The 25697-nt window shown below is 70.6% G+C and carries 26 protein-coding genes; 14 read left to right on the forward strand and 12 right to left on the reverse strand.

The window, feature by feature from the left end:
- Positions 1 to 14: 14 nt before the first annotated feature.
- On the reverse strand, positions 15 to 1688 hold the full coding sequence (locus tag VIP82_RS17890) for an FAD-dependent oxidoreductase (protein ID WP_331911079.1): 1674 nt from the start codon (positions 1686 to 1688) through the stop codon (positions 15 to 17).
- Between the two features lie 94 nt (positions 1689 to 1782).
- On the opposite strand from VIP82_RS17890, the gene VIP82_RS17895 reads away from it, so the two are divergent.
- Positions 1783 to 2514 carry an NUDIX hydrolase gene (locus VIP82_RS17895; protein ID WP_331911081.1) on the forward strand — a complete coding sequence of 244 codons (732 nt, stop codon included), beginning with the start codon at positions 1783 to 1785 and terminating at the stop codon, positions 2512 to 2514.
- 9 nt (positions 2515 to 2523) lie between these two features.
- Here VIP82_RS17895 and VIP82_RS17900 read toward each other — a convergent pair whose 3' ends face one another.
- Positions 2524 to 3099: a DUF2510 domain-containing protein gene (locus VIP82_RS17900; RefSeq protein ID WP_331911083.1), complete on the reverse strand. Its 576-nt coding sequence runs from the start codon at positions 3097 to 3099 to the stop codon at positions 2524 to 2526.
- 74 nt (positions 3100 to 3173) lie between these two features.
- Between VIP82_RS17900 and VIP82_RS17905 the strand changes: the two genes are divergently transcribed.
- Both VIP82_RS17905 and VIP82_RS17910 read left to right on the forward strand, forming a co-directional pair.
- On the forward strand, positions 3174 to 3575 hold the full coding sequence (locus tag VIP82_RS17905) for a PPOX class F420-dependent oxidoreductase (RefSeq protein WP_331911085.1): 402 nt from the start codon (positions 3174 to 3176) through the stop codon (positions 3573 to 3575).
- 44 nt (positions 3576 to 3619) lie between these two features.
- Positions 3620 to 4024: a PNPOx family protein gene (locus tag VIP82_RS17910; RefSeq protein ID WP_331911087.1), complete on the forward strand. Its 405-nt coding sequence runs from the start codon at positions 3620 to 3622 to the stop codon at positions 4022 to 4024.
- A gap of 40 nt (positions 4025 to 4064) precedes the next feature.
- On the opposite strand, the gene VIP82_RS17915 is transcribed toward VIP82_RS17910, so the two are convergent.
- Positions 4065 to 5057, reverse strand: a complete 993-nt coding sequence (locus VIP82_RS17915) for an LLM class F420-dependent oxidoreductase (RefSeq protein WP_331911090.1) — start codon at positions 5055 to 5057, stop codon at positions 4065 to 4067.
- 227 nt (positions 5058 to 5284) lie between these two features.
- On the opposite strand from VIP82_RS17915, the gene VIP82_RS17920 reads away from it, so the two are divergent.
- From VIP82_RS17920 to VIP82_RS17930, 3 genes are all read left to right on the forward strand, one after another.
- Positions 5285 to 5893 (forward strand): dihydrofolate reductase family protein, encoded by a 609-nt coding sequence (locus VIP82_RS17920; protein ID WP_331911092.1) that lies wholly within the window; start codon positions 5285 to 5287, stop codon positions 5891 to 5893.
- Complete coding sequence (locus VIP82_RS17925) at positions 5890 to 6978, forward strand: DNA glycosylase AlkZ-like family protein (RefSeq protein WP_331911094.1); 1089 nt, start codon at positions 5890 to 5892, stop codon at positions 6976 to 6978. Before VIP82_RS17920 ends, VIP82_RS17925 begins: the two co-directional genes overlap by 4 nt.
- A gap of 93 nt (positions 6979 to 7071) precedes the next feature.
- Positions 7072 to 7581, forward strand: coding sequence for a GNAT family N-acetyltransferase (locus VIP82_RS17930; RefSeq protein ID WP_331911096.1), 510 nt, complete (start codon positions 7072 to 7074; stop codon positions 7579 to 7581).
- Between the two features lie 79 nt (positions 7582 to 7660).
- Here VIP82_RS17930 and VIP82_RS17935 read toward each other — a convergent pair whose 3' ends face one another.
- The 3 genes from VIP82_RS17935 to VIP82_RS17945 form a co-directional block, all read right to left on the reverse strand.
- Complete coding sequence (locus VIP82_RS17935) at positions 7661 to 7996, reverse strand: cupin domain-containing protein (RefSeq protein ID WP_308869376.1); 336 nt, start codon at positions 7994 to 7996, stop codon at positions 7661 to 7663.
- Positions 7997 to 8073: 77 nt separating this feature from the next.
- Positions 8074 to 8397 (reverse strand): DUF7882 family protein, encoded by a 324-nt coding sequence (locus VIP82_RS17940; protein WP_331911098.1) that lies wholly within the window; start codon positions 8395 to 8397, stop codon positions 8074 to 8076.
- Between the two features lie 116 nt (positions 8398 to 8513).
- Positions 8514 to 9455, reverse strand: a complete 942-nt coding sequence (locus tag VIP82_RS17945) for an AraC family transcriptional regulator (protein WP_331911100.1) — start codon at positions 9453 to 9455, stop codon at positions 8514 to 8516.
- Positions 9456 to 9636: 181 nt separating this feature from the next.
- On the opposite strand from VIP82_RS17945, the gene VIP82_RS17950 reads away from it, so the two are divergent.
- Positions 9637 to 11343, forward strand: coding sequence for a Na+/H+ antiporter (locus VIP82_RS17950; protein WP_331911102.1), 1707 nt, complete (start codon positions 9637 to 9639; stop codon positions 11341 to 11343).
- Between the two features lie 45 nt (positions 11344 to 11388).
- Here VIP82_RS17950 and VIP82_RS17955 read toward each other — a convergent pair whose 3' ends face one another.
- The 3 genes from VIP82_RS17955 to VIP82_RS17965 form a co-directional block, all read right to left on the reverse strand.
- Complete coding sequence (locus VIP82_RS17955; RefSeq protein ID WP_331911104.1) at positions 11389 to 12003, reverse strand: TetR/AcrR family transcriptional regulator; 615 nt, start codon at positions 12001 to 12003, stop codon at positions 11389 to 11391.
- An 84-nt stretch (positions 12004 to 12087) separates the two neighbouring features.
- The gene (locus VIP82_RS17960) at positions 12088 to 12444 is read right to left on the reverse strand and encodes an SPW repeat domain-containing protein (protein ID WP_331911106.1); all 357 of its coding nucleotides are present in this window, start codon (positions 12442 to 12444) and stop codon (positions 12088 to 12090) included.
- A gap of 122 nt (positions 12445 to 12566) precedes the next feature.
- Positions 12567 to 13595 carry an LLM class flavin-dependent oxidoreductase gene (locus tag VIP82_RS17965; protein WP_331911108.1) on the reverse strand — a complete coding sequence of 343 codons (1029 nt, stop codon included), beginning with the start codon at positions 13593 to 13595 and terminating at the stop codon, positions 12567 to 12569.
- A gap of 149 nt (positions 13596 to 13744) precedes the next feature.
- On the opposite strand from VIP82_RS17965, the gene VIP82_RS17970 reads away from it, so the two are divergent.
- The 3 genes from VIP82_RS17970 to VIP82_RS17980 all read left to right on the forward strand — a co-directional run bounded on the left by VIP82_RS17970 (position 13745) and on the right by VIP82_RS17980 (position 16197).
- Positions 13745 to 14050 (forward strand): monooxygenase, encoded by a 306-nt coding sequence (locus VIP82_RS17970; RefSeq protein ID WP_331911110.1) that lies wholly within the window; start codon positions 13745 to 13747, stop codon positions 14048 to 14050.
- Positions 14051 to 14173: 123 nt separating this feature from the next.
- Positions 14174 to 14665: a bifunctional nuclease family protein gene (locus VIP82_RS17975; RefSeq protein ID WP_331911112.1), complete on the forward strand. Its 492-nt coding sequence runs from the start codon at positions 14174 to 14176 to the stop codon at positions 14663 to 14665.
- 137 nt (positions 14666 to 14802) lie between these two features.
- The gene (locus VIP82_RS17980) at positions 14803 to 16197 is read left to right on the forward strand and encodes an FAD-binding oxidoreductase (RefSeq protein ID WP_331911114.1); all 1395 of its coding nucleotides are present in this window, start codon (positions 14803 to 14805) and stop codon (positions 16195 to 16197) included.
- 55 nt (positions 16198 to 16252) lie between these two features.
- Here the strand turns inward: VIP82_RS17980 and VIP82_RS17985 are convergent, their stop codons facing one another.
- Entirely contained in the window at positions 16253 to 16966 is a 714-nt protein-coding gene (locus tag VIP82_RS17985) for an MBL fold metallo-hydrolase (protein WP_331911116.1), read from the reverse strand.
- A gap of 96 nt (positions 16967 to 17062) precedes the next feature.
- On the opposite strand from VIP82_RS17985, the gene VIP82_RS17990 reads away from it, so the two are divergent.
- Complete coding sequence (locus tag VIP82_RS17990) at positions 17063 to 17587, forward strand: TetR/AcrR family transcriptional regulator (RefSeq protein WP_331911118.1); 525 nt, start codon at positions 17063 to 17065, stop codon at positions 17585 to 17587.
- A gap of 60 nt (positions 17588 to 17647) precedes the next feature.
- On the opposite strand, the gene VIP82_RS17995 is transcribed toward VIP82_RS17990, so the two are convergent.
- Together VIP82_RS17995 and VIP82_RS18000 are read right to left on the reverse strand one after the other, a co-directional pair.
- A complete protein-coding gene (locus VIP82_RS17995; protein ID WP_331911120.1) occupies positions 17648 to 18211 on the reverse strand; it encodes a dihydrofolate reductase family protein in 564 nt (187 codons plus the stop codon).
- Positions 18212 to 18266: 55 nt separating this feature from the next.
- On the reverse strand, positions 18267 to 19205 hold the full coding sequence (locus VIP82_RS18000) for an RNA polymerase subunit sigma-70 (protein WP_331911122.1): 939 nt from the start codon (positions 19203 to 19205) through the stop codon (positions 18267 to 18269).
- A 193-nt stretch (positions 19206 to 19398) separates the two neighbouring features.
- Between VIP82_RS18000 and VIP82_RS18005 the strand changes: the two genes are divergently transcribed.
- From VIP82_RS18005 to VIP82_RS18015, 3 genes are all read left to right on the forward strand, one after another.
- Entirely contained in the window at positions 19399 to 22950 is a 3552-nt protein-coding gene (locus tag VIP82_RS18005) for a discoidin domain-containing protein (protein WP_331911124.1), read from the forward strand.
- 181 nt (positions 22951 to 23131) lie between these two features.
- On the forward strand, positions 23132 to 24172 hold the full coding sequence (locus tag VIP82_RS18010) for a LacI family DNA-binding transcriptional regulator (protein ID WP_331911126.1): 1041 nt from the start codon (positions 23132 to 23134) through the stop codon (positions 24170 to 24172).
- 146 nt (positions 24173 to 24318) lie between these two features.
- Positions 24319 to 25686 carry an ABC transporter substrate-binding protein gene (locus VIP82_RS18015; RefSeq protein ID WP_331911128.1) on the forward strand — a complete coding sequence of 456 codons (1368 nt, stop codon included), beginning with the start codon at positions 24319 to 24321 and terminating at the stop codon, positions 25684 to 25686.
- The last annotated feature ends 11 nt before the right edge of the window (positions 25687 to 25697 follow it).

Below are 25697 nucleotides of genomic sequence, written 5' to 3' on the forward strand. Positions count from 1 at the left end.
GGCCGACGCCGCGCCTAGCGGTCCAGCGCCAGATACTGGTGCGTGAACGCGATGGCCATGCCGCCCTCGCCGACGCCGGCGACGACCCGCTTCACCGAGCCGGAGCGCACGTCGCCGACCGCGAAGACGCCCGGAGCTGTCGTCTCCAGGGCGAACGGACGCCGCGTCTCGGCCCATCTCCCCGACTCGAGGGCGTCCGCCCCGGTGAGCACGAAGCCTCGTCCGTCGAGAGCGATCCCCGGCGGCAGCCACGCGGTCTCGGCATCCGCTCCGATCATGACGAAGAGCACGTCGACGTCGCGGCGCCGGACGTCGCCGGTGCGCCGGTCGGCGATATCGGCTGACCGAAGGCTGTCGGCGCCGTGCAGCGCGACCACCTCACTGCGGGTCTCCACCCGGATCGCCGGGATGGCCGAGATCTGGTCGATGAGATACCTCGACATGCCGGCCTCGAGCGACTCGCCTCGCACGAGCAGCGTGACCGACCGCGCGTGGCGGCTGAAGAACAGCGCGGCCTGCCCGGCGGAGTTGCCGGCGCCGATGATGCAGACGTCGGCGCCCTGCGCGACGGCGGAGTCGCTGCGGGCGGCGCCGTAGTAGACGCCGCCGCCGAGGAATCTGCCGACGTCGTCGAGGGGGAGCGTGCGCCACACCACCCCGGTGGCGAGGATCACCACCTCGGCGCGGACGACATCGCCGCCGTCGAGCGTCAGCTCGTGCGTCTTCGGATCCAGTGCCTCGACGGTGCGCGTGACCACCAGCTCCGCGCCCAGGCGCTTGGCCTGCTTGAACGCGCGGCTCGCCAGGTCGTCGCCAGAGATGCCGAAGGGGAACCCGGTGTAGTTCTCGATCCGGGTCGACGTGCCGGCCTGCCCGCCCGGCGCGAACGTCTCGACGACGAGCGTGCGAAGCCCTTCCGCCGCGGCGTTCACGGCAGCCGTGAGACCGGCGGGCCCGGCGCCGAGGATGACGACGTCGTAGTCGCGGGCAGCCGGCGCCACGTCGAGCCCCACGGCTTCGGCGACCTCTCGCATCGTCGGGTTCTCGAGCCGCCGGCCGTCGGCCAGCTCGAGGACGGTGTCGGCCGCGTGAGGGTCGGCATCCGCTGTCACGCTCTCGAAGTCGACCTGGTTGCGGGTGAGGAACCCGCTCACGCGATGTGCTCGCGCGCTGCGCCCGTGGTGGATCAGTCGCACGCCGGGCTCGCGCTGCTCCGCGGCCATCGTCTGCAGGGAGTCGAGGTAGCGGCGGGCGAGGGTGGCCACCCGGTCGGGCACCGACGGGGCGAGCGCGGCGAGCGTGTAGTACACCGCGGGCTCGAGCTTCAGCACGCGCGTCGGTCCGGCGGCGCGGCCGCTGGCCGGGAACGGCGTGCTGAGCGTCATCGGCACCTCGCCGAAGAACCGGCCGGGCTGGCGCGTGCCGATGACCCGCTCGTCGCCGTTCACGATCTTGGTGATCTCGGCGAGTCCCTCGACCACGATGAAGAGCGACCGCTCGTCGCCCTCGTGGGCGAAGTACTCGCCGGATACGAGGCGGATGTCCTCGACGGCGCCGGCGAGGTAGACGAGGCCCTCGTCGGGCACCCCTTCGAACACGCGCATCGCGCGCAGACCGTCGACGGTGATCATGCGGCTCCCCAGCAGCAGGCAGGAGCGGCGTGCGCACCCGGCGACGCGACGCGCCACGGGGCCGAAGCTACCGGGATCGCCGAGCGCCGGTCAACCGGCGCGGCTCGCCTCGCCCGCCCGCGACGTCGGCGGATCGGCGTAGCCTGAACGGATGCCGCAGCCGACGACCCCGCAGGACGGCGAGGTGCTGCCCGACACGACGCTCGGCGCACGCGCGCAGCTGGCTGCGCTGGCCGCAGATCCTGCCGCCGCCCCGCTGATCGACCTGCCTTCGCAGGCGGACCCGCGTGCGGCGGCGGTGCTGATGCTGTTCGGCGTGCTCGACACCCTGCCCAGCGACCACGACGCTCAGGCGCGAGCCGTGTCGCGCGATCTCGACGTCCTTCTCCTCGCCCGCGCGACGACGCTGCGCGCCCATCCCGGTCAGGTCGCCTTCCCCGGAGGACGCCTCGACCCGGGCGACGACGGTCCGGTCGGCGCCGCGCTGCGCGAAGCCCGTGAAGAGACCGGGCTCGACACCGCGGGCGTCGAGGTGCTCGGCGTGCTCGGCGACATCTCCCTCGCGTTCTCCCAGCACCTCGTGACCCCGGTGCTGGGCTGGTGGCGGCATCCGTCCCCGGTCCGCGTCGTCGACGAAGCCGAATCCGCCGCGGTGTTCCGGGCTCCCGTCGCCGACCTGCTGAACCCCGCCAACCGGGGCGTGACGGTGATCCGCCGCGACGGACAGGAGTGGCGCGGTCCTGGATTCCTCGTGCGGCATACGACGGGAGAGCACCTCGTGTGGGGCTTCACCGGAATGGTGCTCGACGGGCTGTTCGACCGCCTCGGATGGAGCGAGCCGTGGGACGACACCCGCGAGCTGCCGCTCGTGCTGCCCGACTGACGGCGGGACTCAGCGGTAGCGGTAGTGCTGTGCGCTCGTGTTGACCCAGCCGGCGAAGCGGCGTGCCTCGGGGTCGTGGGTGGCGGCATAGGGCACGACCCACACCTGGGCTCCCGCGACCACCAGGTGGGGCGCCATCCGGTTGATCGCCCGGTTGATGGTGCGCGGCGTGATGGGGCCGGTCGGGCCGAACATACGTCGCTCCACGGCTGCTCGCGTGAAGGCCGGTCGCCGCAGCAGGGCATCCCCGGAGTCGACGGATGCCTCGACCTCGGCGACCGGCTGACTCAGGTCGCCGAAGTGGATCCATCGCCCGTCGATGACGATGCCCGCGAAGTCCTGCTCCTGGCCGCTGTAGCGCACGTCGGCGGTCCACCGCCGTCCATCCCACCACCGTGTGCGTCCACGCTGGTCGTCGTACCAGCCGGGCAGGGCGGGGCCTGCCGCGGCGGGTCCGGCATCCGTCCGCAGTTCGACGTCGGGCGCGCGCAGGTCGATGTACTGCTCGGTCCAGTGGGTGCCGTCCCACCAGCGCTGCTTGCCCGAGCCGTCGTCGTACCACCCGGGTGCGGGTTGCGTCGCCATGCACCGAGGGTAGTTCGTGACACCGGAGGTCGGCGAGCAACCCCTCGGGTTCCCGGCCACGGCAGACTGGACGAATGCCTTCCGTCGACGACATCCTCCCCGCTGACCGACGCCATCTCCTCGAACTCCCGGTGTACGCGCACCTCGGCACGATCCGCCCCGACGACACCGTCCAGGTGAACCCGATGTGGTTCGAGTTCGACGGCGAGCACGTGCGCTTCACCCACACGAACTACCGGCAGAAGTACCGCAACCTGCAGCACAACCCGTCGATGTCGCTGTCGATCATCGACCCGGATCACCCGTTCCACTACCTGGAGGTCGCCGGCCGGCTCGTCGATGTCGTCCCCGACCCCGAGGGCGCCTTCTACGTGCGGCTGCAGAACCGGTACGGCAACCCGAGCACCACGCCGCCCCGCGACAAGGCCGACCGTGTGATCCTCGTCATGTCGATCGAGCGCGCGACGAAGCAGTAGCCGCGGGTCTGGCACCCGGCGATCGCGCGGCGCATGCTGGAGCGATGACCGAGCCGCCCCGCAAACCCGGCCCGCCACGACTCGCGGTGCGGGTGACCGAGCCGGCTGCCCGCGCCCTGGCGGGCAAGCGATGGTTCCCGCTGTGGGCCGTGGTGCACCACCGCGGACGCCGCAGCGGCACCCCCTTTGCGACCCCCGTCGCCGTGGTGCCGACGGCCGATCGCGACGCGATCCTCATCGGCCTTCCGTGGGGCGCCGACACGAACCGGGCGCTCAACGTCGTCGCTGCGGGCGGCGCGACGCTGCGGTGGCGCGGCGGCGACGTGGACGCCACCGCGCCGCGCATCGTGGACGCCGACGAGGCGGCCGGCCTGGCCAAGGCCCCCTTCCGTCCCGTCGTGAGACGGATGCCGGCGGCCATCGTCCTGCGCCGGGTACGACCGGTGTGACTCTGCGAGGCGTACGCCGTCCGCCGCCCCGGGGCCCGGCTCAGGCGAGTGCGCGCAGCCGCTCGAGCAGCGGGCCGGCGGCCTCGGCGAGGAACCGTTCCTGCTGCTCGTCGCCGATCTGCACGAGAGCGACGTCGGTGAATCCGGCATCGAGGTAGGGACGCACGCTCTCCGCGAGCTGATCGAGATCCGGCCCGCAGGGGATCGACGATGCGATGTCGTCCGGCCGCACGAAGCTGCTCGCAGCTTCGAAGCCTGCGGGCGTCGGCAGCTCCGCGTTGACCGGCCACCCGCCGCCGAACCACCGGAACTGCTCATGGGCGCGCTGGACGGCGGTGTCCTTGTCGGGATCCCAGGAGATCGGGATCTGGCCGATCTTGCGGGAACCGCCGTCGGTGCCGGGCCCGGCATCCGTGCGGCGCGCATCGTCCCAGAGCTGCACGAGCTCGGACTTCGGCTCGACGGCGATCATGTGATCGGCCATCGGAGCGAACGATCCGATGGACTCCTCACCCGAGACGGCGACGCCGATCTCCACCCGCGTGTCGGGCACATCCCAGATGCGCGCCGAATCCACGCGGAAATGCTCGCCCTGGTAGGTCAGCAGCTCGCCGGAGTGCAGCTCGCGGATGATCTCGATCGCCTCGATCAGCCGATCCTGGCGGACGTCGACGTTCGGCCAGCCCTGTCCGACGACGTGCTCGTTCAGGTTCTCGCCGGATCCCAGCCCGAGGACGAACCGGCCCTCGCTGAGGATCTGCAGCGTCGCGGCCTTCTGTGCCACGACGGCGGGGTGATAGCGCATCGTGGGGCAGGTGACATAGGTCATCAGCTCGACACGCGAGGTCGCTTGGGCGACGGCGCCCAGCACGGTCCAGGCGTAGGGCGAGTGCCCCTGGCTCACGAGCCAGGGCGAGTAGTGGTCGCTCGAGACCTCGAAGTCGAAGCCGGCGTCCTCCGCCGTCTGCGCGTAGCGCACCAGTTCTCGCGGGCCGCTCTGCTCGCCCATCAGCGTGTATCCGAATCGCACCATCTTCGCTCCTCCGCATCTGCGCCGCGGGCCACCCCGGATGGCGACCGCCTTCGGCACGATACGAACGAACGGGCGAGGTCGCCCGGGGATTGCGACCCCGCGATGCGGGTGCTAGCGGCGAGGTCGACCTTCCCGTGCGGCGCGGGTCGCTCGCCGCAGGGGCTTTCGGGCTGCCGGCGCCCGCGGCTAGCGTGGGGCCGCACGTGCCGCACACCACGGAGGTCCGCATGTCAGCCGTCGTCGCCACGATGTCGATCACGCTCGACGGGTTCGGGTCCGGCATCCACCAGACCGAGGAGAGGCCGTTCGGCGAGGTGCCCGAGCGCGCGCTGCACCGGTGGATGGTCGAGACGCCCGACGAGAACCGCGCCGAGATCGACGCGATCGTCGACGCCGGCGCCTTCATCATGGGGCGCAACATGTACGGCCCGGTCCGCGGCGAGTGGGACCGCGACTGGCGGGGGTGGTGGGGCCCGAACCCGCCGTACCACGCCCCCGTCTTCGTGCTCACGCACCATCCGCACGACTCGATCGAGATGGCGGGAGGAACGACCTTCCACTTCGTGACCGACGGCATCCACGCGGCCCTGGAGCGCGCGCGGGACGCTGCCGGCGATCGCGACGTCCACGTGGCCGGCGGTCCGTCGACCACGAACGCCTACCTCGCGGCCGGGCTCGTCGACGAACTGGCGCTGCAGATCTCGCCGAGCATCGTCGGGGGAGGACTCCGGCTGTTCGACGGGGTCGGGCCCCTGCGCCTCGAGCAGATCTCGGGGCGGCAGGCATCGCTCGTCACGCACGTGCGGTATCGCGTGCTTCCGGCGGAGACCGCGTGACAGCGCATCAGCTCACCCGGGAGCAGGCCCGCCGCATCGTCGTGCGCGCTCAGCTGCTCGACGCCGATCGTCCCGGTGACGTCGTCGAAGTGGCCGAGCAGCTCGGCTACATCAAGATCGACCCTACGGCGACGATCGCGCCCTGCGAGCACACGGTGCTGTGGTCGCGCATCGGCTGGTCGTACGAGCCGGGTCAGCTGCGCAAGGCCGTCGAGGACGACCGCCTCCTGTTCGAGTTCGACGGCGCCTTCCGGCCGATGAGCCTGCTGCCGCTGATGATGCCGGGCATGCGCCGCTGGCCGCAGCGCGAGAGCAGCAAGCAGTGGCTGGCGGCCAACGCGGGATTCCGGGCCGACGTGCTCGCGCGACTGCGTGCGGACGGCCCGCTCCTCGCGAGCGACATCCCCGACACGGCGCAGGTCAGCCGCGCACCCGACGGCTGGTCGGGCGCGAATCAGGTGCCCCACATGCTCGATTTCCTGCTGCGTCAGGGCGAGGTGGCAGTCACCGGGCGCGAGGGGCGCCATCGCCGCTGGGATCTCGCCGAGCGCGTCTACCCGCAGGATCTGCCGGAGTACGACGACGAAGAGGCCGCCGCGCTGCTCGCCACGCGGCGCCTGCAATCCGCGGGACTCGCGAAGCCGCACTGGTTCTGGACCGGTGTCGCCAAAGACACCGGAGAGCCCGCCGTGGTCGAGGGCAGCTCCGTGAAGTATCGCGTCGATCCCGAGGCGCTCGCCGCGCTCGCGGACGAGGACCCAGACGGGCGCGTGGCATTCCTCAACCCGTACGACAGCATGCTGTTCGACCGCAGACGCCTCGAGGAGCTGTTCGAATTCACGTATGTGCTCGAGCAGTTCAAGCCGAAGGCCCAGCGCCGGTACGGCTTCTTCGCCCACCCGATCCTGATGGGCGACCGCTTCGTCGGGATGCTCGATGCCGAAGTCGACCGCGAGCGCGAGGTGCTGAAGGTGACGGCGGTCCACGACTTCCTTCCGTTCGAGCCGGAGGAGTCCGACATCGTGCGCGCCGAGATCGCCGACCTCGCCGAATGGCTCGGCGTATCGGTGACCGGACTGCCCTGAGCGGGCGGATGCCGCCGCGCGGGGTCTGCGCTTCGCGCGTGCGCAGCGGGATGAGGCGTGGGGGACCATCGCGGTCTCGCTACGCTCGAGGACGTGACTCCTCGTACGCTCGCCGGTGGCGCGACCCTTCGTGAGGCCCGGCGCGGCGACGAGCCCGGCATCCTCGCGTGCATCCACGGACTCGCGGTGTACGAACGCGAGCCCGATGCGGTCGAGAACACGGTCGACGCGCTGGAGGCGGCGCTGTTCGGCGACGAGCCGCGCGTCTTCGCCCACGTGGTCGAGCGGAACGGCGAGATCGTCGGCATCGCGATCTGGTTCGTCACCTACTCCACCTGGACCGGACGGCACGGCATCTGGCTCGAGGACCTCTTCGTCGATCAGAGCCAGCGCGCCTTCGGCTACGGCAAGGCGCTGCTCGCGTCGCTGGCGAGCGTGTGCGTCGACCGCGGATACTCGCGCTTCGAATGGACGGTTCTCGACTGGAACGACCCCGCGATCGGGTTCTACCGCTCGATCGGCGCCGACCCGATGGGGGAGTGGACGACGCAGCGCCTCACCGGCGAGGCGCTCGCCGCGCTCGCCGCGACTCTCGACGCCTGACCGGGGTGCGGCCGGGCTCGACGCCTGACGTGCTCGCGTCCCGGGCTCGACGCCCTAGCGACTTGCGGGCGTCCGGCGGTCAGGGCACGCGGTTCGAGACGGTCAGCAGCACGACCGAGTCCTCGAGCGCGGCGAGACTGTGACGCTGCGGCGGCACGGTGAGGTGATCGCCGGATTCCCCTTCCCACGCATCGTCTGCCGCGATCAGGCGCACGCGGCCGCGGAGCACCTGGAGCGTCGCCTCGTGCGGGCTGTCGTGCTCGGAGAGCTCATGGCCGGCGAGCAGCGCGATGACGGTCTCCCGCAGGGCATTCTCGTGGCCACCCCGGATGGTGCGCGCCGCGCGGCCGCTGGATGCCTCGCGCGCCTTCGCCATGAGGTCGTCGATCACGTCGGCCAGGTCCCTGCTGTCCATAGCGTCGCCTCCATCGCCTCGGCTGGCCGGAGTCTACCGGTGCGGCTCGTGCGACTGACAGGGGTACGCGGCGCGGCTCAGCCGAGCACCTCGGATCCGCCGTCGTCCGGCGGCTCGGGGACGACCTGCAGACCCACCGGCGAGTTGGCGGTGCGCATCAGCGCCTCGAGCCAGGTCCGGTTGATCTTCGCCGGCCGGCCGCCGTAGTAGGTGAACACCAGGCTCGCCGCGGAGTGCACCCAGACGGTCGTCCGGCCGCCGCCGGTGCTGACGTCGCCGTGCCATGTGAAGTAGAAGGGCTCGTTCCGGCGCAGCTTCGTGCCGATCGCGACCTGCAGGTGCGAGAGTGCGCGATCGTCGAACTCCGCGCGGATGCCGCCCTCGTAGATGAACTTGCCCACGTGTCTCCCTCGGCGAGCCGCATGCCCGCACGAAGAGACTCTGCGACAGCTCGCTCGGCCCCGGCTCGCCGCGAACCGTCCTGCGAAAGCGCGGCACGCAAAACGAAACTCTCCGGTCACCCTCCGCGCAGCGTCTGCCGCGGCGACCTCCCGTACGCGTCGCGGTAGTGCTTGGCGAAGCGCGAGGCACTCGCGAATCCCCAGCGCCGGGCGACCTCCGACACGCTCACGGGGGTACCCCGCTGCAGCTCCGCGTGCACGCCGGCCAGCCGTTCGCGTCGGAGGTACTCGGTGGGCGTCTGATCGAGGGCGCGACGGAAGGCGTACTGGAGTCCTCGTGACGAGATGCCGGACGCCACGGCGACATCGTCGATGGTGATCGGCTCGTGCGCGTGCTGCTCCATGAAGGCGATCGCGCGCCGGACGCTCCGCGGGGCGCCGCGCCGCTGGGACGAGCGTTCGAGGGCGGCGCCGAACGCGGGGGAGAACGCCGCGAGGGTGGCGTGCAGTGCGTGGCGCCGAAGCTCGGCCTCGATCATCGGAGAGGTGAGTCCCGGCACGAAGAACGACCCGGCGACATGCTGGAACACGCGCTCCCAGTGCGCCGCGAGTTCCCGGTCGATCGGAGCGGAACTCGTCGTGGCCGCGCGCAGCGTGAAGCGGTCGTCGCCGGCCAGGCGGCGCGCCTCGTCCTCGGCCAGGGTGCGGTCGAACACGAACGCGCGCACATCGGCGCGGGTATGCCAGCGCGCGCTCGTCGGTCCGTCCAGCGCGAGCCACGGCAATCCCGCGTTCAGGTCGCCGCGCGGCGTGCCCACCCAGCCTCCGCGCGAAGCCACACGACAGGCCATCAACTGACCGTCCGGTTCGATCGCGGACTGCACCGAGGCGTTCAGCCGGTACTTCACGATGGAGAAGCCGGGCATCGCGGCGGACGTCCACGAGAACGCGAATGTGCGGGGATCGACTCGCTGCAGGGCCGCGGACGGCACGAATCGACGCCACGTCGACTCGACATCGCCGACGTCTCGCGACGCGAGCGTCAACAGTTCGCCCAACGCTGCCCCTCCCGGCATCCCGGGCACGTGCCGCAGTGTCCGGTCCGGACACTCTAACCCGCGCGCGGGGCAGGCCAGGACGTCCGCGGACGCTCGGCGGTCGGCGTCGCCCGTCGCGGCATCGGGGAATCCCACCGGGCCGTGTGCGGTTGGATGATGATTGCACCGAAGGGAGCCCCGCATGAACGGACTCGAGGTCACTGTCCTGCTCGGAATCACCGTCCTCACCGGTGCGATCCTCGCCCCCAAGCTGCGAGTGGCCGTGCCGCTGCTGCTCGTCGTCGCCGGCCTCGCCCTGGGTTTCATCCCCGAGGTGCGCGAGATCGCGCTGCCGCCGGAGACCGTGCTGTTGCTCTTCCTGCCGGTGCTGCTGTTCTGGGAGAGCATGACGACCTCCCTGCGGTCCATCCGCCGGGATTTCCGCGGCATCTTCCTCATGAGCACGGCGCTCGTCGTCGCCAGCGCTTTCGCCGTCGCCGGCGTCGCCTACGCCCTCGGGCTGCCCTGGAACGCCGCGCTCATCCTCGGCGCCGCGGTCGCTCCGACCGACGCGACCGCGGTCGCTGCGCTCGGGCGCATGCTGCCGCGACGCAATTTCATGAACCTCAAGGCCGAGAGCCTCACCAACGACGGCACCGCGCTCGTCATCTACGGCGTTGCCGTCGGTGTCGCCGCCGGCGGCCAGTACACCCCGCTCGACGTCACGGGCCTGGTGGTGCTGTCATACGTGGGCGGTGCGGCGGCCGGTGTCGTCGTGGCGGGTCTGGCGTACCTGGTCATGCGGCGCGTCCGGAACACGCTGAACCTCAACATCGCCCTGCTGCTCGTGCCGTTCACCGCGTTCCTGCTCGCCGAGCTGGTCCACGCGTCCGGTGTGCTCGCGGTGGTCGTGGCAGGTCTCATCGTCGCGTACATCACGCCACGGATCAGCACGGCGGCATCGCGGCGCCAGGCCGCGTGGACATGGCCTCTCGGCTCCTTCCTCCTCAACGGCTCGCTGTTCGTGCTCATCGGCTTCGAGGTGCAGGCCGTGGCGCATGAGATCCCCGGGCGCGAGATCGGCTGGCTGATCGTCGTCACTCTGGCTTCGTGGCTGGTGCTCCTCGTCGCGCGGTTCGTCTTCCAGACGACGTCGGTCATGATCATCCGCATGCTCGACCGCCGGCCGTCGCAGAGGCTGCGGCGCACCACGTACCGTGCGCGGATCGTGAGTGCGGTGGCCGGCTTCCGCGGCGCGGTCTCGCTCGCGATCGCGCTGTCGGTGCCGCTCATGACGACCGCCGGAGACCCGATGCCGGGGCGCGACGAGATCATCTTCGTCACTGCGGGCATCATCCTGCTGACCCTCCTCGTGCAGGGACCGATCCTCCCTGCCGTCGTGCGGTGGGCGCGCCTTCCCGACGACATGGCGATGCAGAGGGAGTTGGAACTCGCTGAGCGCGCGATCACCGGCGCGGCCCTTACCGCGATGAAGGACCTCGCCCACGACCACGGCGTCAGCGAGGAGACCCGTGACCGGCTCACCCGCGACTACTACGACTACCTCGAGCGCAACAACGAGCGCGTGCAGGCGCGGGAGCAGGCCGAGGTCGACCGCAGGATCGCCGATCTCGACAAGATGATCGGGGCCACGGATGCCGAGACCGGGGCCGAGGCCGAGACAGCCGCCACCGCCACTGCCGTGCTCGATCCGCTCGCCCCGCTGCCCTCGCCGCGCGAACGAGACGAGGAGTACTCGCGGCTGCGGATCGCACTGCTGGATCGCAAGCGCGAGGTGCTGTACCGGCTGCGCCGCGAGGGTGCCGTGGACGATGCCGTGGTGACGCAGATCCAGACCAGGCTCGACGTGGAGGAACTGCGCATCACCGGCGTCGAGGTGCTCGACTGACTCCGCGGCCGGTGGCGCGGCCTTCCGCGGCGTGAGCGCCGGAGGTCAGGCCGCGGCCTCGCGCAGGCCGGCCGAGATGAGATCGGCGAGTGCGGGCAGGTCGGCGGCATCGGCCGGGCCGCCGAGCTCGTCGCCCGCCGCTGCAGACTCGAGCTCCTCGCCTCCCGAGTGGGCCGGAAGGGTCGGGGTCGTGATGATCGCGACCCAGGCTTCCGCCGCGATCCGCACGCGCCGTGCGGCGATCGGATGCAGGATGCTCGCGCCGAGCACCCGCTCGACGATCGCCTGCAGCTGGCTGCGGTAGTCGCGGAGCCTCGCGCGCACTTCGGGGTGCGTGCGGTGCTCGCGCCACACGATGACGCGGCGCACCGCCGACTCGCCCTGCAGCTCGCGGAGCCTCCCCGTGACGTTGAGCAGCGACTGCGCGGGATCGCCCTCGGCGATCAGCGCTGAGGTGTCGATGGGATCGAGGTCGAGCCGTTCGCCCATCAGCGCGCGCAGCAGATCGGTCTTGCTGGGGAAGTAGTAGAAGAGCAGCCCCTTGGGGACGCCCGCCAGGTCGGCGATCGCCCCTGTCGGGGTGGCGTCGAAGCCGCGCTCGGCGAAGAGGCGCTCGGCCGCATCGAGGATGAGGATCCGGCTCTCCCGGTTTCGGGTCATGTGGGGTCCTCGGGAAAGGCGCGGGGGCGGCCGGCGGTGTCCGGCGCCCCCGTCTCGACGGCGCACGTCAGTGGGGAAGGTACCTCAGTGCGGGAGGGAACGGTCGTGCATGTGCATGGCCGGTCGGATGGCGAGTGCGGCGACGATCGCGGCGACCGCCCCGCCGATCCAGCAGATCCACGCGGCTGCGGAATCCATGCTGGCGAAACCGCCCAGCCACGGCGCGACGAACAGCACCGCACCGAGCGCCAGCTGCACGTACTCCATCGCCACCATCCCCGGCATCGCGAGGTTCATGACGCCGGCGACGATCAGCAGGATGCCGACGATCAGCATCCATGGCATGGAGGCGCCCATCGGCGGCATGAGCAGCGCTGCCACTGCGGCGACGAGGCCCACGACCACGACGACCCAGTCCTCCCAACGAGTCCACTTGTTCATCGGAATCTCCTCCTTCGGAGACGGTGATGGCTCCCGATCGGGGGTCGACTCCACGCTATTCCTGACTGACCGACCGGTCAAGATCCCTCACGAACACGCCCGCGGCGCTGCGTGCGGCGGCGTCAGACGCGGGCCGGCTGCCAGCCGAGCTCGGGGGCGACGTATTTCGCGAACGAGTCGATCATGCGCAGGTTGAACTCCACGCCGAGCTGGCTCGGGATGGTGAGCATCAGGGTGTCGGCCGAGGCGATGGCCGCGTCCTCCTTCAGCTGCTGAACGAGTTCGTCGGGCTCACCGGCGTAGGTCTTGCCGAATGTGGAGCGGATGCCGTCGATGACGCCGATCTGGTCGCCGTCCTGGCGCCCGCCGAAGTACATCCGCTCCTCGGCGGTCGTGATCGGGAAGATCGAGCGACTCACCGACACGCGCGGTTCGCCCGGATGGCCCGCGTCCCGCCACGCGGCCCGGAAGCCGTCGATCTGCTCGGCCTGGAGGATGTCGAACGGTCGTCCGTCCGCGGAGGTGAGCAGCGTCGACGACATGAGGTTCACGCCCGTACGGCCCGCCCACTCGGCGGAGTCGCGGTTGCCGGCGCCCCACCACACGCGAGAGCGGAGCCCGGGGGAGTGCGGCTCGATGCGCTGCACTCCGGTGCCCCCGCCGAACGGCGACGAGGCGTCGCGCTCTGCGAGGCCCTCGCCCTCGATCGCGCGCAGGAAGAGGTCGAAGTGCTCCCGGGCGATGTCGGCGCCCCGGGGGTCGCCCGATCCGGTGTACCCGAACGCCTCGTAGCCGCGCACGACGGTCTCGGGTGAGCCGCGGCTCACGCCGAGCGCGAGCCGGCCGTCCGAGATGAGGTCCACGGCGGCGGCCTCCTCGGCGAGGTACAGCGGATTCTCGTAGCGCATGTCGATCACGCCGGTTCCGACCTCGATGGTGCGGGTGCGCGCCGCGATGGCGGCGAGCAGGGGCATCGGCGACGCCTGCTGACGAGCGAAGTGGTGGACGCGGAAGTAGGCGCCGTTCACACCGAGTTCGTCCATGCCCTGGGCGAGGTCGATCGCCTGCAGCATCGAGTCGGCTGCAGTGAGCTGCCGCCCGCCGCCCAGCGGGCCGTAGTGTCCGAACGAGAGGGTGCCGAATCGCTGCATGTCGACTGCAACGGTACGCGCGCAGCATCCATTCCGGTGAATGCACTGCCGCTGCTTCGCGCCCCGTGGGTGATGAGGCGTCACGGGGGAAGGGTGTCGGCACCTCGTGGTTGCCTGGATCTCAAACCGGAAAGTCGGAAGGACGAAGCATGGCACATCTCCTGGTGTTCGAATTCCCCTCGGCGGGGCCGTTCGGCGCTGACGCGGTCGCAGCGTTCGGCGAGCTCGCTCGCGACATCGCGGGTGAGAAGGGCCTCGTGTTCAAGGTGTGGACCGAGGATGCCGAGACGGGCATCGCCGGCGGCGCCTACCTCTTCGAGACGAAGGAGGACGCCGATCGCTACCTCGCGTTCCACAGCGAACGGCTGCGCAGTGTCGGTGTGACCGACATCGACGCGAGAAGCTACGGCGTCAACGAAGGTCTCTCGGCGATCACGGGCATTCCGCCGCGCTGAGCGGCGCGGGTGGCCGGCGGCGGTCGCACTCGCGTGACCCCCTGTCCGTCCGCGGCCGGGCGTGCCTACGATGGCGGCACAGAAGATCATGCGGGGGGATGCCGCGGCGAGAGGAGGCACGTCATGGTTCAGGTCCGTGTGGCGGGCGTCGCCCTCGACGCCTCGGGGCAGCACGTGCTGCTGCTCAAGCCGGTGGATCAGATCCCGGGCGACGGACTCGTCCTGCCGATCTGGATCGGACAGCTCGAGGCGACCTCGATCCTCGTCGCGGTCGAGAACGCGGATGTGCCGCGCCCGCTCGCGCACGACCTGATGGGTCTGATGCTCGCCGCGCTCGATGCGTCGGCGACGAGGGTGGAGGTGACCCGCATCGAAGACGGCACCTTCTTCGCCGAGATCACGATCTCCACCGCGCTCGGTGATCGCATCGTCGATGCCCGGCCGTCGGATGCCATCGCGCTCGCCTCGCGTGTGGCGGCGCCGATGTGGGTGGCGGACGAGGTCCTCGCCGAGGCCGGCGTTCCCGATGTGCTCACCGAGACCGATGCGTCGGAGCGTCTCGACGAGTTCAAGCGCTTCCTCGACGAGGTCGAGCCCGAGGACTTCGAGAGCTGAGAATCTCCGCGGTCCCCATGTATCTGGGAGATCGCAGTCTGCTCATTGGTGGGGTGGCCCGCGCCCGACGCGCGGGCGCGTGACGGAGTCGTGCTGACGATCCGTCGCGCACGCTTCATCGAAAGGCATCCCACTCCATGTCGCTCAATGATCTGGCCATCGACGTCCCCCGTGCCGCGATCCGCGCCGCCGCCGGCGAACTGCGCACCGCGCTCGGCGCCCGCGTGCTGTTCCCGGGTGACGCCGGCTTCGACGCCGCGCGCACTCCGTGGAACGTCGCCGTGGCGCAGCATCCGTTCGCCGTCGCCCTTCCCGAATCGGCCGAGGACGTCGTCGACGTCGTGCGTGCCGCGACCCTGTCCGGGCTCCGTGTGGCGCCGCAGTCGACCGGCCATGCTGCTGGGGCGCTCGCCGACACGGATCTCGCGCACACCGTGCTGGTCTCGCTGAAGGGCCTCCGCGGCGTCGAGATCGACCCAGGGGCCCGCACTGCGCGCGTGCTCGGCGGCTCGCTCTGGAACGATGTGCTCGAGGCGGCCGCGCCTCACGGGCTCACCGCGCTGCACGGCAGCGCCGGCGACGTCTCGGTCGTCGGATACATGCTCAGCGGCGGGCTCTCGTTCTACGCCCGCGCGCACGGCCTCGCCGTCAATGCGGTGCGCGCCGTCGAGGTCGTGACGGCCGACGGCACGCTCGTGCGGGCGAGCGAGGACGAGCACCCCGACCTGTTCTGGGCGCTGCGCGGCGGCTCCGGATCGTTCGGCGTCGTCGTCGCCATCGAGATCGACCTGCTGCCCGTCGCCGACGTCTTCGCGGGCATGCTGCTGTGGGACGCATCGCGCGCCGCCGAGGTCTCGCATGCGTGGGCGCAGTGGACGCGCTCCGCGCCCGAGACCGCCACCACCGCACTGCGGATCATGAACTTCCCGCCGCTGCCGCAGCTTCCGCCCTTCCTGTCGGGGCGGTCGGTGGTCGTGATCGACGGGGCGATCGACGAGACGGATGCCGCGGCATCCGCTCTGCTCGCGCCGCTGCGGGCGCTGCTGCCCGAGATCGACACGTTCGCCCGCATCCCCGCGCCTGCGCTCGTCGGCGTCCACATGGACCCGCCGGAGCCGACGCCGTCGCTGACGTGGCACGCGATGCTCGACTCGTTCCCGGCGGACGCCGTGGACGCGTTCGTCGGGGCGGCCGGGACTCCGGGGATCTTCGTTCAGGAAATGCGTCACCTCGGTGGCGCCGTGACCCGACAGCCGGCCGGGGGCGGCGCGATCGCGGCACTCGAGGGGGACTACCTCGTGCACTCGATCGCGATGGTGCCGGTGCCCGAGGCGGACCCCTCCGCCACGGCGGCCGTCCGCGCCGGAGTTGCCGCCCTCGAGCCGTGGCACGCCGACGCACTCGCGCTGACGTTCATCGACGCGCCCGGCGCCGACCGTGCCCTCGCCTTCGGGCCGGCGTGGGCCCGCCTGCGTCAGCTCAAGCTCGCGTACGACCCGGCCAACCTGTTCGCGGCGGCGCGCCCGGTCTGATCGGGTCGGGCCGCCGCGAGCGGGGCGGTTCAGGCCTCCGGTCGGGCTGCTTGGCTCAGGCAGCTCCGCTGCGGACCGCGGCGGCGACATCCGCCGGGGAGCCCTGCCAGGGCGCACCGTGCCCGGGAAGAACCCACGATGCCGAGATGCCCGCAAGCCGATCGAGCGACGCGGACGCCTCGTCGAGGTCATCGGTGAAGGGCGCCGGCTGCATGCCCTCGTGACCGGTGAGCACGTGGCGCGTCGTGAGCGCGTCGCCCACGAACACCGCGTCGACGAGGGGCACGTGCACCGCGATGCTGCCGGGGGAGTGTCCGGGCATCCCGACGACCACCGGGGAGCCGGGCAGGTCGAGCACGTCGCCGTCGTGCACCTCCACCACTTCGGACACATACGTCGTGGGCATGGCGCGCTTGCGCAGCGCGTACCCGAAGAAGCCCAGCGCCGGGCCGAGCTTCATCGGGCCTGCGGCGACCTTCGGCTTCTCGCCGGTGCGTGCGCGCTCGGCATCGGCCTCGTGCACGTAGACGGGCACGCCGTGGTCGCGGCGCAGGCGCTCGGCGAACCCGATGTGATCGCTGTCGCCGTGGGTGAGGACGACGCCCTTCACGTCGGCGGGCGTCAGGCCCAGCGTGTCGAGCTCGCGCACGAGATCCTTCCAGTGACCGGGAAGGCCCGCGTCGACGACGGTGACCCCGTCGTCGGTGACGACGAGATAGGCGGCGACGATGTCGTTGCCGATGCGGTGCAGGTGCGGTGCGAGCTTCATGGCGCATCCTTCGGGGAGTGGGGGGTGTCCGGGGTTGGCAAGGCTACGATACGTAGCTATCATGGCTAATGTCAATAGCCATCGAGGGGATGCCGCATGCCGACGCCGGAACGCACGTCCTACGCCGAGATCATCGCCGCAGCGCGCGATCTCCTCGAGGAGTCCGGGCCCGCGGGGCTCACGATGCAGCGGGTCGCGGAGCGCGTGGGCGTGCGCGCACCGTCGCTCTACAAGCGGGTCCGCGACCGCGACGCGCTCATCGAGGCCGTGGCCGCGGCGACCGTGGACGACCTGACAGCGCGGCTCGAGGCATCCGATCACTCCATCGAAGGGCTCGCCCGCGCGTACCGCACCCTGGCGCGGAGCCGGCCGGAGGGGTTCCGCCTGATGTTCGCCACAGCGGCGCCGCCGGAGCTGCTCGCCCGTGCGGGCCTCACCATCGTGGACAGCGCGGCCGCGATCGCCGGCGAGACCCACGCGCTGGACGCGGCGCGCCTGGTGACCGCGTGGGCGACAGGGTTCATCCACATGGAGCTTGCCGGAGCCTTCCGGCTCGGCGGCGACGTGGACGCCGCCTTCGAATACGGGCTCGTCGCGTTGCGGCGAGGACTCGGCGGCTGATGGTCGTCGAGTCCTCGCTGGACGGCCGCAACAGTGGTCGCGGCCGCCGCGATCGGTCGCTCAGCCCGTGGTCGTACGGGTACGGTGCACCGTGAGGCTCGCGGGGCCGACCATCTCCGACGAGACCAGCTCGAGCTGCTGCGGATCGGGGAACAGTCGCCTGCCGGCCGCGACCGCGAGGGGGAAGGCGATGAGGCGGTATTCGTCCACGAGGTCCGACGCCTGCAGTTCGCCGACCACCGACCCGCTGCCGATGACGACCACGTCGCGCGTCGCGATGGTGGCCGCGACCCAATCGGTGAGCGGGCCGGCGATGGCGCGCGAGTTCGTCCAGGCTGCGGCAGGCAGTGGCCGGCTCGTCGCCACGGCCTTCTCGGCACGGTTCATGGCCTGCGCGAAGGGCGTGTCGCGGGGCGGCCAGAGCTCGGCGAAGTGGTCCCACGTCCGGCGCCCGAACAGCAGCACGCCGGTCTCGAGCATGTCGCCGAGCCGGAATTTGTCGCCGGCGACGCCCTCGGGCCCGAAGCGCATCGCCCATCCGCCGAACGGCGTGCCGTCGCTGCCGTCCGGATCCTCCACCACGCCATCGAGCGTGATGTACTGCACGACGATCAGTCGTCCCATGCTGTCCTCCTCGTGAATCGGGTTCACCAGGACATACGAACGGCGGGACGCGAACTCATCTCTCGGCGGTGAGCTGGTTCTCGAAGAGGGCGAACAGCCGGGGATCCTGATAGACGAGGACATGCCGGATCGCACCGGTCCCGTCGCCGTCGAAGAGCTGCACCGTGTGCGGTTCGGGCCCCACCGGGCCGAGTCGATAGAGCAGGATGCCGGGCTGCCCGTTCGCCGACATCGCCCGCGTCGTCCAGCCTGTCCCCCTCCGGAGGAAGAAGTCGGCCATGAATGCGCGATAGGTCTCGCGACCGCGCGACCACGCAGGAACGGGTGGCATCTCGAAGACGAGGTCGTCGGTCACGAGGGACGCGAGGGCTGCGACATCCGCCTGTTCGATCGCTCGCGCGTACCGCTCGACGGCCGCCGGCGCCAGTGAGTGCGGGCGCTGCGTCCCGGCGGCGATCGCCGCCCGCGCCCGCTGGAGAGCGGAGTTCGCGGAGGCGACCGACACCTCGAGAGTCGCCGCGGTCTCAGCCGCCGAGAGTCCGACGATGTCGCGCAGGACGAACGCGCCGCGCTGCAGCGGCGAGAGGGACTGGAGCATCGCGGTGACCGCGAGGCGCACATCGCTGCGCCGCTCCGCCGTCTGCTCCACGTCGGAGGCGGCGAGCCAGCCGGTCGGAGCGGGGATCAGCCAAGGTACATCGAGGGACGGCACGAGCGGCGCACCGACCTCGATCCCGGGTTCCCGCAGATCCCTCGGCAGCGGCCGGCGCGGCGCCTCGCGCAGCCGGTCGAGGCACACGTTGCGTGCGATGCGATACGCCCACGTCGTCAGGCTGGCGCGCGCCGGATCGAAGCTGTCGCGTGCGCGCCAGATGCGCTCCATCGCGTCCTGCACGGCGTCTTCCGCTTCGAACGCCGAGCCGAGCATCTGGTAGCAGAACGCCAGCAGACGACGGCGGATGCCGGCGAGATCGCCGTCGTCGATCGCAGCCACACCGTGAGCTTAGGGCCGGGGCCGAGGGGGCGCCGGTCTCGAAGCCCGATCGACCACGGAAACTCGGGAAAAGGCTTGCCGACGTCGAGCAGACGTGGCAATCTGCTCATGGCAAACGCTATCCATTCGACATCGGAGTGGACTCACGCGAGCGAAGATGCGAGCGGAGGCCTCGAGGAAAGGGCACGACGCGATGCTGCGTACAACGAAGCACACCACCACGAACCGCGGACGGAGGGGGATCGGCGTTGTCGTCGCCACGGCGATCGGCCTTTCCGCGCTCGCCGCCGTACCGACGAGCGCAGCTGCCGCAGAAGCGCCGACGGTTCCTCAGATCGTCGAATCGGTCAGCCCCGAGGGCTTCCGGCATCCGGGCATCGGCGTCACGGCCGTTCAGCTGCGCAACGTCCAGGAGCAGCTCGCGGCGGGTGCTGAGCCCTGGACGAGCTACTACGCGGCGATGGCCCAGACCAAGTACGCCTCCCGGACCTACGTCGCCCAGAACCAGGGCGCCACGGACGAGCAGCCGAAGGACGACTCCTACAACGAGGTCGCGATGCGCTCCCGCGCGCATGACGACAGCCTCGGCGCGCTCACCCAGGCGGTGATGTACGCGGCGACCGGCGAGGAGGTGTACCGCGCGAACGCGCTGCACGTGCTGCGCACCTGGAGCAGTCTCGACCCCGCCGCGTACGCCTACTTCGCGGATGCCCACATTCACACCGGCGTTCCGCTGTACTACTTCGTGACCGCGGCGGAGATCGTCCGCGCCACCGAGCCGGCGAACGACACGCTCGACGGATACGACCTGCGCTGGACCGAGCGTGATCAGCAGCGAGCCGAGGACAACCTCGTCCGCCCCACTCTCGAGACGTTCCTGTTCTCGCAGAATCGCCTGTGGAACCAGCACACCTACGGCGTGCTCGGCATGATCGCCGCCGCGATCTTCCTCGACGACGCGCAACTCTACGCGGAGCGCGTCGAGTGGTTCTCGGTGAACTCGACCTACGAGAGCGAGCACACGATCAACGGCGGAGACGTGAACGGGGGACTGGCCTCGCTCATCCGGTCGATCAGCGCCGATGACCCGATCAACCCCTACGGTGAGGATTTCGTCGAGCTCCTCGAGATGGCGCGGGATCAGGCGCATGCTGAGGGCGACATCACGACGCTGAGCGCGGCCGCGCGCATCGTCAACAACCAGGGCACGCGCCTCGACCCGGTCGCGGGCACCATCTCCACGGCCGAGGACGCCGTCTCGCCGTACGGCTTCCTCGACGATCGGCTTCTCAAGGGCGCCGACGCCTTCGCCGAGTTCATGATGGGCGGCGAGCCGCCCTTCGTCGACACGTCGGGGGGCGCCAGCACGCTGTCGCAGGCCTATCGGGGGCGCCTCCGCGACCTCATGAGCGACCTGTACTACCAGTACACCTACATCGAGGGCGTCGACGTCGAAGCGGAGGCACCCCACCTCGCGCTGCTGCACGAGCAGTCCGACGGTCCGCTGTACTACTACGGGTCCGCGATCGAGAACTTCTGGAACCCTCGTGGCTCCGACTTCACGGACTCCGAGTCGTGGCTCGCCTTCCCGTCGGAGCTGGCGGCTCAGGACGTGGAGGTGCCGCAGACGGCCTCATCGGCGGAAGTCTCCCCTGTGAAGTACGGCTTCGGCGTGGGACGGGGCACCAAACTCCTGACCGACGACGACGGCGCGGAGATCGCACGCCTCAACCCGAACCGCGGGGACGCGGTCGTCGCCATCCGCCGGATGGTGTGGAGCACGGGCGCGACATCGCTCGTCGGCATCCGCGTGCGCACCCAGGAGCAGGCGACGCTGCAGGCCTCCGCGACAGCGACCTCCGAGCCGTTCGCGGCGATCGCCCTGCCCGACACGAAGGGAGAGTGGACGACGGTCTGGGCGGATGTCGGGCAGGCGGTCGCGGCGGGCAAGGCCGTCGGGCAGCACATCGTCTTCCTGCGCGCGCTCGACTCGAAGTCGCCGGTCGATGTCGGGGGCGTCGTCGCCGACGCCGCCCGCACCATCACGCCGCCGGTCTTCGCCGACGGACGACACCTCACGTTCGTCGCGGTCGCCGGTGAGCCGATCGCGCGGCCGATCACGGTGACGGATGCCGATTCCGACCGTGCGCTGTCGCTGCAGGGCGCGCCGCGCGCAGCGGGCATCAGCGCCGACGGCGTGTTCACCTGGACCCCGGCCTCCGCGGGCGAGGAGCAGCTCCTCGTCGTCGCCGCTGACGGAGTGGCGACGACCACCCTGTCCGTCGCGGTGACCGTCGCGGCGGACCGCGACGGGGCCATCGCCGAGACGCTGGACGGTCTGGAAGATTCCGCGCAGTACACGACGGTGAGCTGGGCAGTTGTCGCGGCAGCCCTGTCGGCCGCACGCGCGGGTCTCGCCGCCGACGCTCCCACGTTCGCGGCGCTCCTCGAGGACCTCCGGCTCGCGGTGGCGCAGCTGGATCTGCTCAATCCCCGACTCGACGACGGAACGCTGGACTACTCGCTGACGGTGACCTCGCCCGAGCTATCGCAGACGACGCTGCTCGCGCTCGTGGACGGGTCGAACCAGACCACCTGGGGGGATCGCCGCGACAACTCCGTCGAGCTCGACTTCGGGGCGGGGTACCGTGTGCAGGCCGATCGCTTCGGTCTGCTGGCACGCGACACCTTCGCCAATCGCTCGGAGGGAACCAACGTGTACGGCTCGAACGACGCCGTCTCGTGGACGCTTCTCACGGAGCATCCGAACGAGGGCAGCGACGCCGGCGTCGAGTACATCGACGTGCGCGACGAGGTGCAGGCCGAGCGCTACCGCTACCTCCGGCTGCAGATCGACGAACCCGGAGCGCCGACCGACCCCGCGTACCCGGGTATCTGGACCCAGGCGGACTTCCGCATCGACGGCGTGCGCACGGAGGTGACCATCGAGGACCAGCTCGCCGAGGCGAGAGCCACCGATCTGTCGGGATACTCACGCGCCTCTGTCGTGCTCTTCGAGCGGGAACTCGACGCCGTGACCACGGCGGCCGGGGAGCCGGACGCTGACACGGTCGCGCTCGTCGCGCGGCTGCACGAAGCGTGGGATCTGCTCGGCGAACCGCCTTTCGACACGGTCGACGTCGTGACCAGCTGGGTGACGGCGAGCACGCGCTCGTGGGACGGCAAGCGAGACGCCGCCGCCAACGGCTGGGCGATGTTCGACGGCGATCTCGCCACCTTCACCGACACGACCGGAGCGTCGGGCTGGGTGAGCGTGGTGCCCACCGATGGGCGTGAGCTCACTGTCGAGGGCGTGCGCTTCGCACCTCGCGCCACGTTCACGTCACGGGCTCAGGGGATTCAGTTCCAGGGGTCATCCGACGGCGGCGTGACGTGGACGACGTTCGCGACCGTCACCGGCGCGACGGACGGCTGGAACCGGATCGACCTCAGTGCTCCCGTGTCGACCACCGCCGTCCGGGTATTCGCGACGTCGGGGAACACGAATCTGGCAGAGGTGGAACTGATCTCGAGCACGGCGGATCGAAGCGCGCTCGTCCTGTCCCTCGACGAGACGAAGGACCTGACGCGAGCCGAATGGACGCCCGGCTCCTGGGCCGGGTACGCCGAGGCGCGAGCAGTCGCGCAGACCTTGGTGGATGCCGCTGAGACCGACCAGGCCGTGATCGATGCCGCCGCCGCGGCGCTCGCCGCCGCGATCGACGGGCTCGAGCGAGCCGCCTGATACGCGTCTCGACGACGTCCGGCCCCGGTGCGGGATGCACCGGGGCCGGACGCGCGTGTGCCTGTGCTCCGGCTGCGATGTGCGGCGCGGACAGCTCACCTGACGGCTCTCCGATCGTCGGTCGAGGCCGGTGTCCAAAAATCTGGATAGCGTTACCTCATCAACCGGATCGGGGAGAAGCATGTCGAAATCCGATAAACCCGCCACGCTCGCCGACGTCGCTCGGCTGGCGGGAGTGTCGGTCCCGGCAGCCTCGCGCGCGCTCAACGGTGGCGTTCGAGGCCGGCAGAGCGGCTCGGCGGAGCTTCGGAGCCGTGTGGAGGAAGCGGCACGCACGCTGGGCTACTCCGTCAGCCCCGCCGCCCAGACCATGAAGGGCGGCCGCTCGCGGACAGTGGCCTTCATCGTCGGCGACATCGACGACTTCGGATCGGCCACGATGATCTCCGGCGTGATGCACGCTGCCGAGGAGCGAGGCATCTCCGTCGCCGTGCGCACCACCCGCGATGAGCCCGCACGCGAACTCGAGATCCTCACGCAGCTCCGCGGCGAGCGTCATCTCGCCGTGGTGATGGCGACCAGCCGGACGACCGACTCCGCGCGGGAGGCCTCGGTCAAGGAGCAGCTGATGGTGCTGCGCGACCATGGCGCGAGGATCGTCGTCATCGGCGACAACGACCTGGGCTTTCCCACCGTCACCGTGGACAACCGTCGCGCGGCGAGCCTGCTCGCCGAGGGACTCGCCCGAGCCGGTCAGCGTCGTTTCGCGATCGTGTCGGGGCCGGACGGCGAGATCACCGCCCTCGAGCGGGTCGGCGGTTTCGTCGAGGGCCTCGCGGCGCAGGGCATCGTGATCGACGAGCGGGACATCGTTCACACCGAGTTCTCACGCGACGGCGGCTACCGCGCCGCGGATCTGCTGGGCGACCGCATCGGCGATCTGGACGTCATCGCCGCGATGAGCGATGCGATGGCCGTCGGGGTCATCGCGCGGCTCCGCGAGCTGGCGCCGGATCTCCTCGCCGACATCGAAGTGACCGGCTTCGACCATGTGCCCATGCTGGGCGACGTCCTCCCTGAGTTCAGCACGGTCGAGGTGCCGCTGGAAGAGTTCGGCGGCGCAGCACTCGGTCTGGTGCTGGACGAGCATCCGGCCGGGGTGGAGGAGATCGCCCTCACGGCGACGCCTATCCTGCACGGGGCACCGCTTATCACGGCCTGACCGCATCCCGCGATCCGGCCCTCCGGAGTGCGCCCGCGCCCGCGGCCGCGGTGGAAAGCGCTTTCGATTCAGGGTGGCAAACGTTGTCCACTTTGCGGTACTCTCTCCGAGACGGAAACGTTCCAGCACGAATCAAGGGAGATCACATGCACAACGCAACGACGCGGGCGGGAGTGCGTGCCCGCACGGGCCGCCGCTCGCCATGGATCGCCGGCGCAGCCGGCATCGCCGTGGCCGCTCTGGCACTCGCGGGCTGCAGCAGCTCGGGCGACGACGGCGGCGACGCAGCGACGGAGAAGACGACGATCCGCTTCCTCTACGCCACCGGCGATGAGACCTGGAACGCGGTGGTCGACACCGTCGTCGAGGCCTTCAACGAGCAGAGCGACACGACGACGGTGCAGCTCGACCCGCTTCCGGCCGGCAGCGACTACGCCACAGCGCTCAAGACGATGGACGCCACCGGCAACTGGCCCGCGGTCGTCGACATGCGCGACACGCTCACCTACGTGGATGCCGGAAAGCTCGCTCCGATTCCCGAATCCGTGACGGAGCTCATCGAGCCCGAGGCGGTCGGGACCGCGTCCGACGGAAACGTCTACACCGTGCCGTACAGCGCCCTGAACGGCGAGATCGGCCTCAACATCGTCTACAACAAGGACTACTTCGAGGAGAACGACCTCGAAGTCCCCGAGACGTACGACGACTTCCTGGATCTGATGGCCGACATCGCCGCGAACGGAGAGGCTCCGCTGGCCACCGCGGCGGCCGAGGTGTGGCCGAGCGACCAGCTCTGGAAGCAGCTCGCCGCGCCCTACTTCGCCGAGTGGGGCGACCAGGGCGGGTTCTGGACGGCGGCCCAGAACGGCGACGCGACGATCGAAGACCTTCGCGAGCCGCTCCAGGAGCTCCTCGACATCACGAACGAGTACGTGCTCGACGGCTGGCAGTCGACCGCCGACGCGCAGACGACCACACTGCTCGTGAACGACATGGCGGTGATGGCCACGTCGTCCGCCGGCATCGGGCGGCTGAACGACATCAACAAGGTCGATGCCGACTTCAACGCCGGGCTGTTCATCATCCCGGCCGAGGACGGCTCCCTCAACGTGCTGAAGAACGCCGTGAACGGCGACACCGCCGGCGGGCTCGCGATCTCGGCGCAGGCGGCCGAGGACGACGACGAGTACGCGTCGGCGACGGAGTTCCTCGAGTTCTTCTATCAGGTCGACACGGCGAACCTCATGGAGGAGAACGGCTGGCTCGCGCCCAACATCGTGGCCGCCGACGAGGTCGAGCGGAACACGTCGATCCCGGGTGCGGCGGACTACTTCGCCCTGCTCGAGAACCCGAACCTCGTCTGGTACGAGAACGTCTCGGCGCTGTCGACCTTCAGCGCGTTCAACACGTTCTTCCGTCAGGCGCGCATCGAGATGCAGGACGGCCAGTCCTCGATCGACGACACCATCGCCAAGGTCCAGGCCGAGTTCGACAAGACGGTCGCCGCAGGCTGACCCACACGTGA

It is taken from the genome of Microbacterium sp. (assembly GCF_036566905.1).
Lineage (GTDB): Bacteria > Actinomycetota > Actinomycetes > Actinomycetales > Microbacteriaceae > Microbacterium.

Coding starts and splice junctions, on each gene's coding strand:
- VIP82_RS17960 (WP_331911106.1), bottom strand. CDS start 12,444: ATGAACAAGTGGACTCGTTGGGAGGACTGGGTCGTCGTGGTCGTGGGC.
- VIP82_RS18010 (WP_331911126.1), top strand. CDS start 23,132: ATGTCGAAATCCGATAAACCCGCCACGCTCGCCGACGTCGCTCGGCTG.
- VIP82_RS17980 (WP_331911114.1), top strand. CDS start 14,803: ATGTCGCTCAATGATCTGGCCATCGACGTCCCCCGTGCCGCGATCCGC.
- VIP82_RS17990 (WP_331911118.1), top strand. CDS start 17,063: ATGCCGACGCCGGAACGCACGTCCTACGCCGAGATCATCGCCGCAGCG.
- VIP82_RS17975 (WP_331911112.1), top strand. CDS start 14,174: ATGGTTCAGGTCCGTGTGGCGGGCGTCGCCCTCGACGCCTCGGGGCAG.
- VIP82_RS17950 (WP_331911102.1), top strand. CDS start 9,637: ATGAACGGACTCGAGGTCACTGTCCTGCTCGGAATCACCGTCCTCACC.
- VIP82_RS17985 (WP_331911116.1), bottom strand. CDS start 16,966: ATGAAGCTCGCACCGCACCTGCACCGCATCGGCAACGACATCGTCGCC.
- VIP82_RS17995 (WP_331911120.1), bottom strand. CDS start 18,211: ATGGGACGACTGATCGTCGTGCAGTACATCACGCTCGATGGCGTGGTG.
- VIP82_RS17905 (WP_331911085.1), top strand. CDS start 3,174: ATGCCTTCCGTCGACGACATCCTCCCCGCTGACCGACGCCATCTCCTC.
- VIP82_RS17955 (WP_331911104.1), bottom strand. CDS start 12,003: ATGACCCGAAACCGGGAGAGCCGGATCCTCATCCTCGATGCGGCCGAG.
- VIP82_RS17895 (WP_331911081.1), top strand. CDS start 1,783: ATGCCGCAGCCGACGACCCCGCAGGACGGCGAGGTGCTGCCCGACACG.
- VIP82_RS17935 (WP_308869376.1), bottom strand. CDS start 7,996: ATGGACAGCAGGGACCTGGCCGACGTGATCGACGACCTCATGGCGAAG.
- VIP82_RS18005 (WP_331911124.1), top strand. CDS start 19,399: ATGCTGCGTACAACGAAGCACACCACCACGAACCGCGGACGGAGGGGG.
- VIP82_RS17910 (WP_331911087.1), top strand. CDS start 3,620: ATGACCGAGCCGCCCCGCAAACCCGGCCCGCCACGACTCGCGGTGCGG.
- VIP82_RS17915 (WP_331911090.1), bottom strand. CDS start 5,057: ATGGTGCGATTCGGATACACGCTGATGGGCGAGCAGAGCGGCCCGCGA.
- VIP82_RS17900 (WP_331911083.1), bottom strand. CDS start 3,099: ATGGCGACGCAACCCGCACCCGGGTGGTACGACGACGGCTCGGGCAAG.
- VIP82_RS18015 (WP_331911128.1), top strand. CDS start 24,319: ATGCACAACGCAACGACGCGGGCGGGAGTGCGTGCCCGCACGGGCCGC.
- VIP82_RS17970 (WP_331911110.1), top strand. CDS start 13,745: ATGGCACATCTCCTGGTGTTCGAATTCCCCTCGGCGGGGCCGTTCGGC.
- VIP82_RS17920 (WP_331911092.1), top strand. CDS start 5,285: ATGTCAGCCGTCGTCGCCACGATGTCGATCACGCTCGACGGGTTCGGG.
- VIP82_RS17965 (WP_331911108.1), bottom strand. CDS start 13,595: ATGCAGCGATTCGGCACCCTCTCGTTCGGACACTACGGCCCGCTGGGC.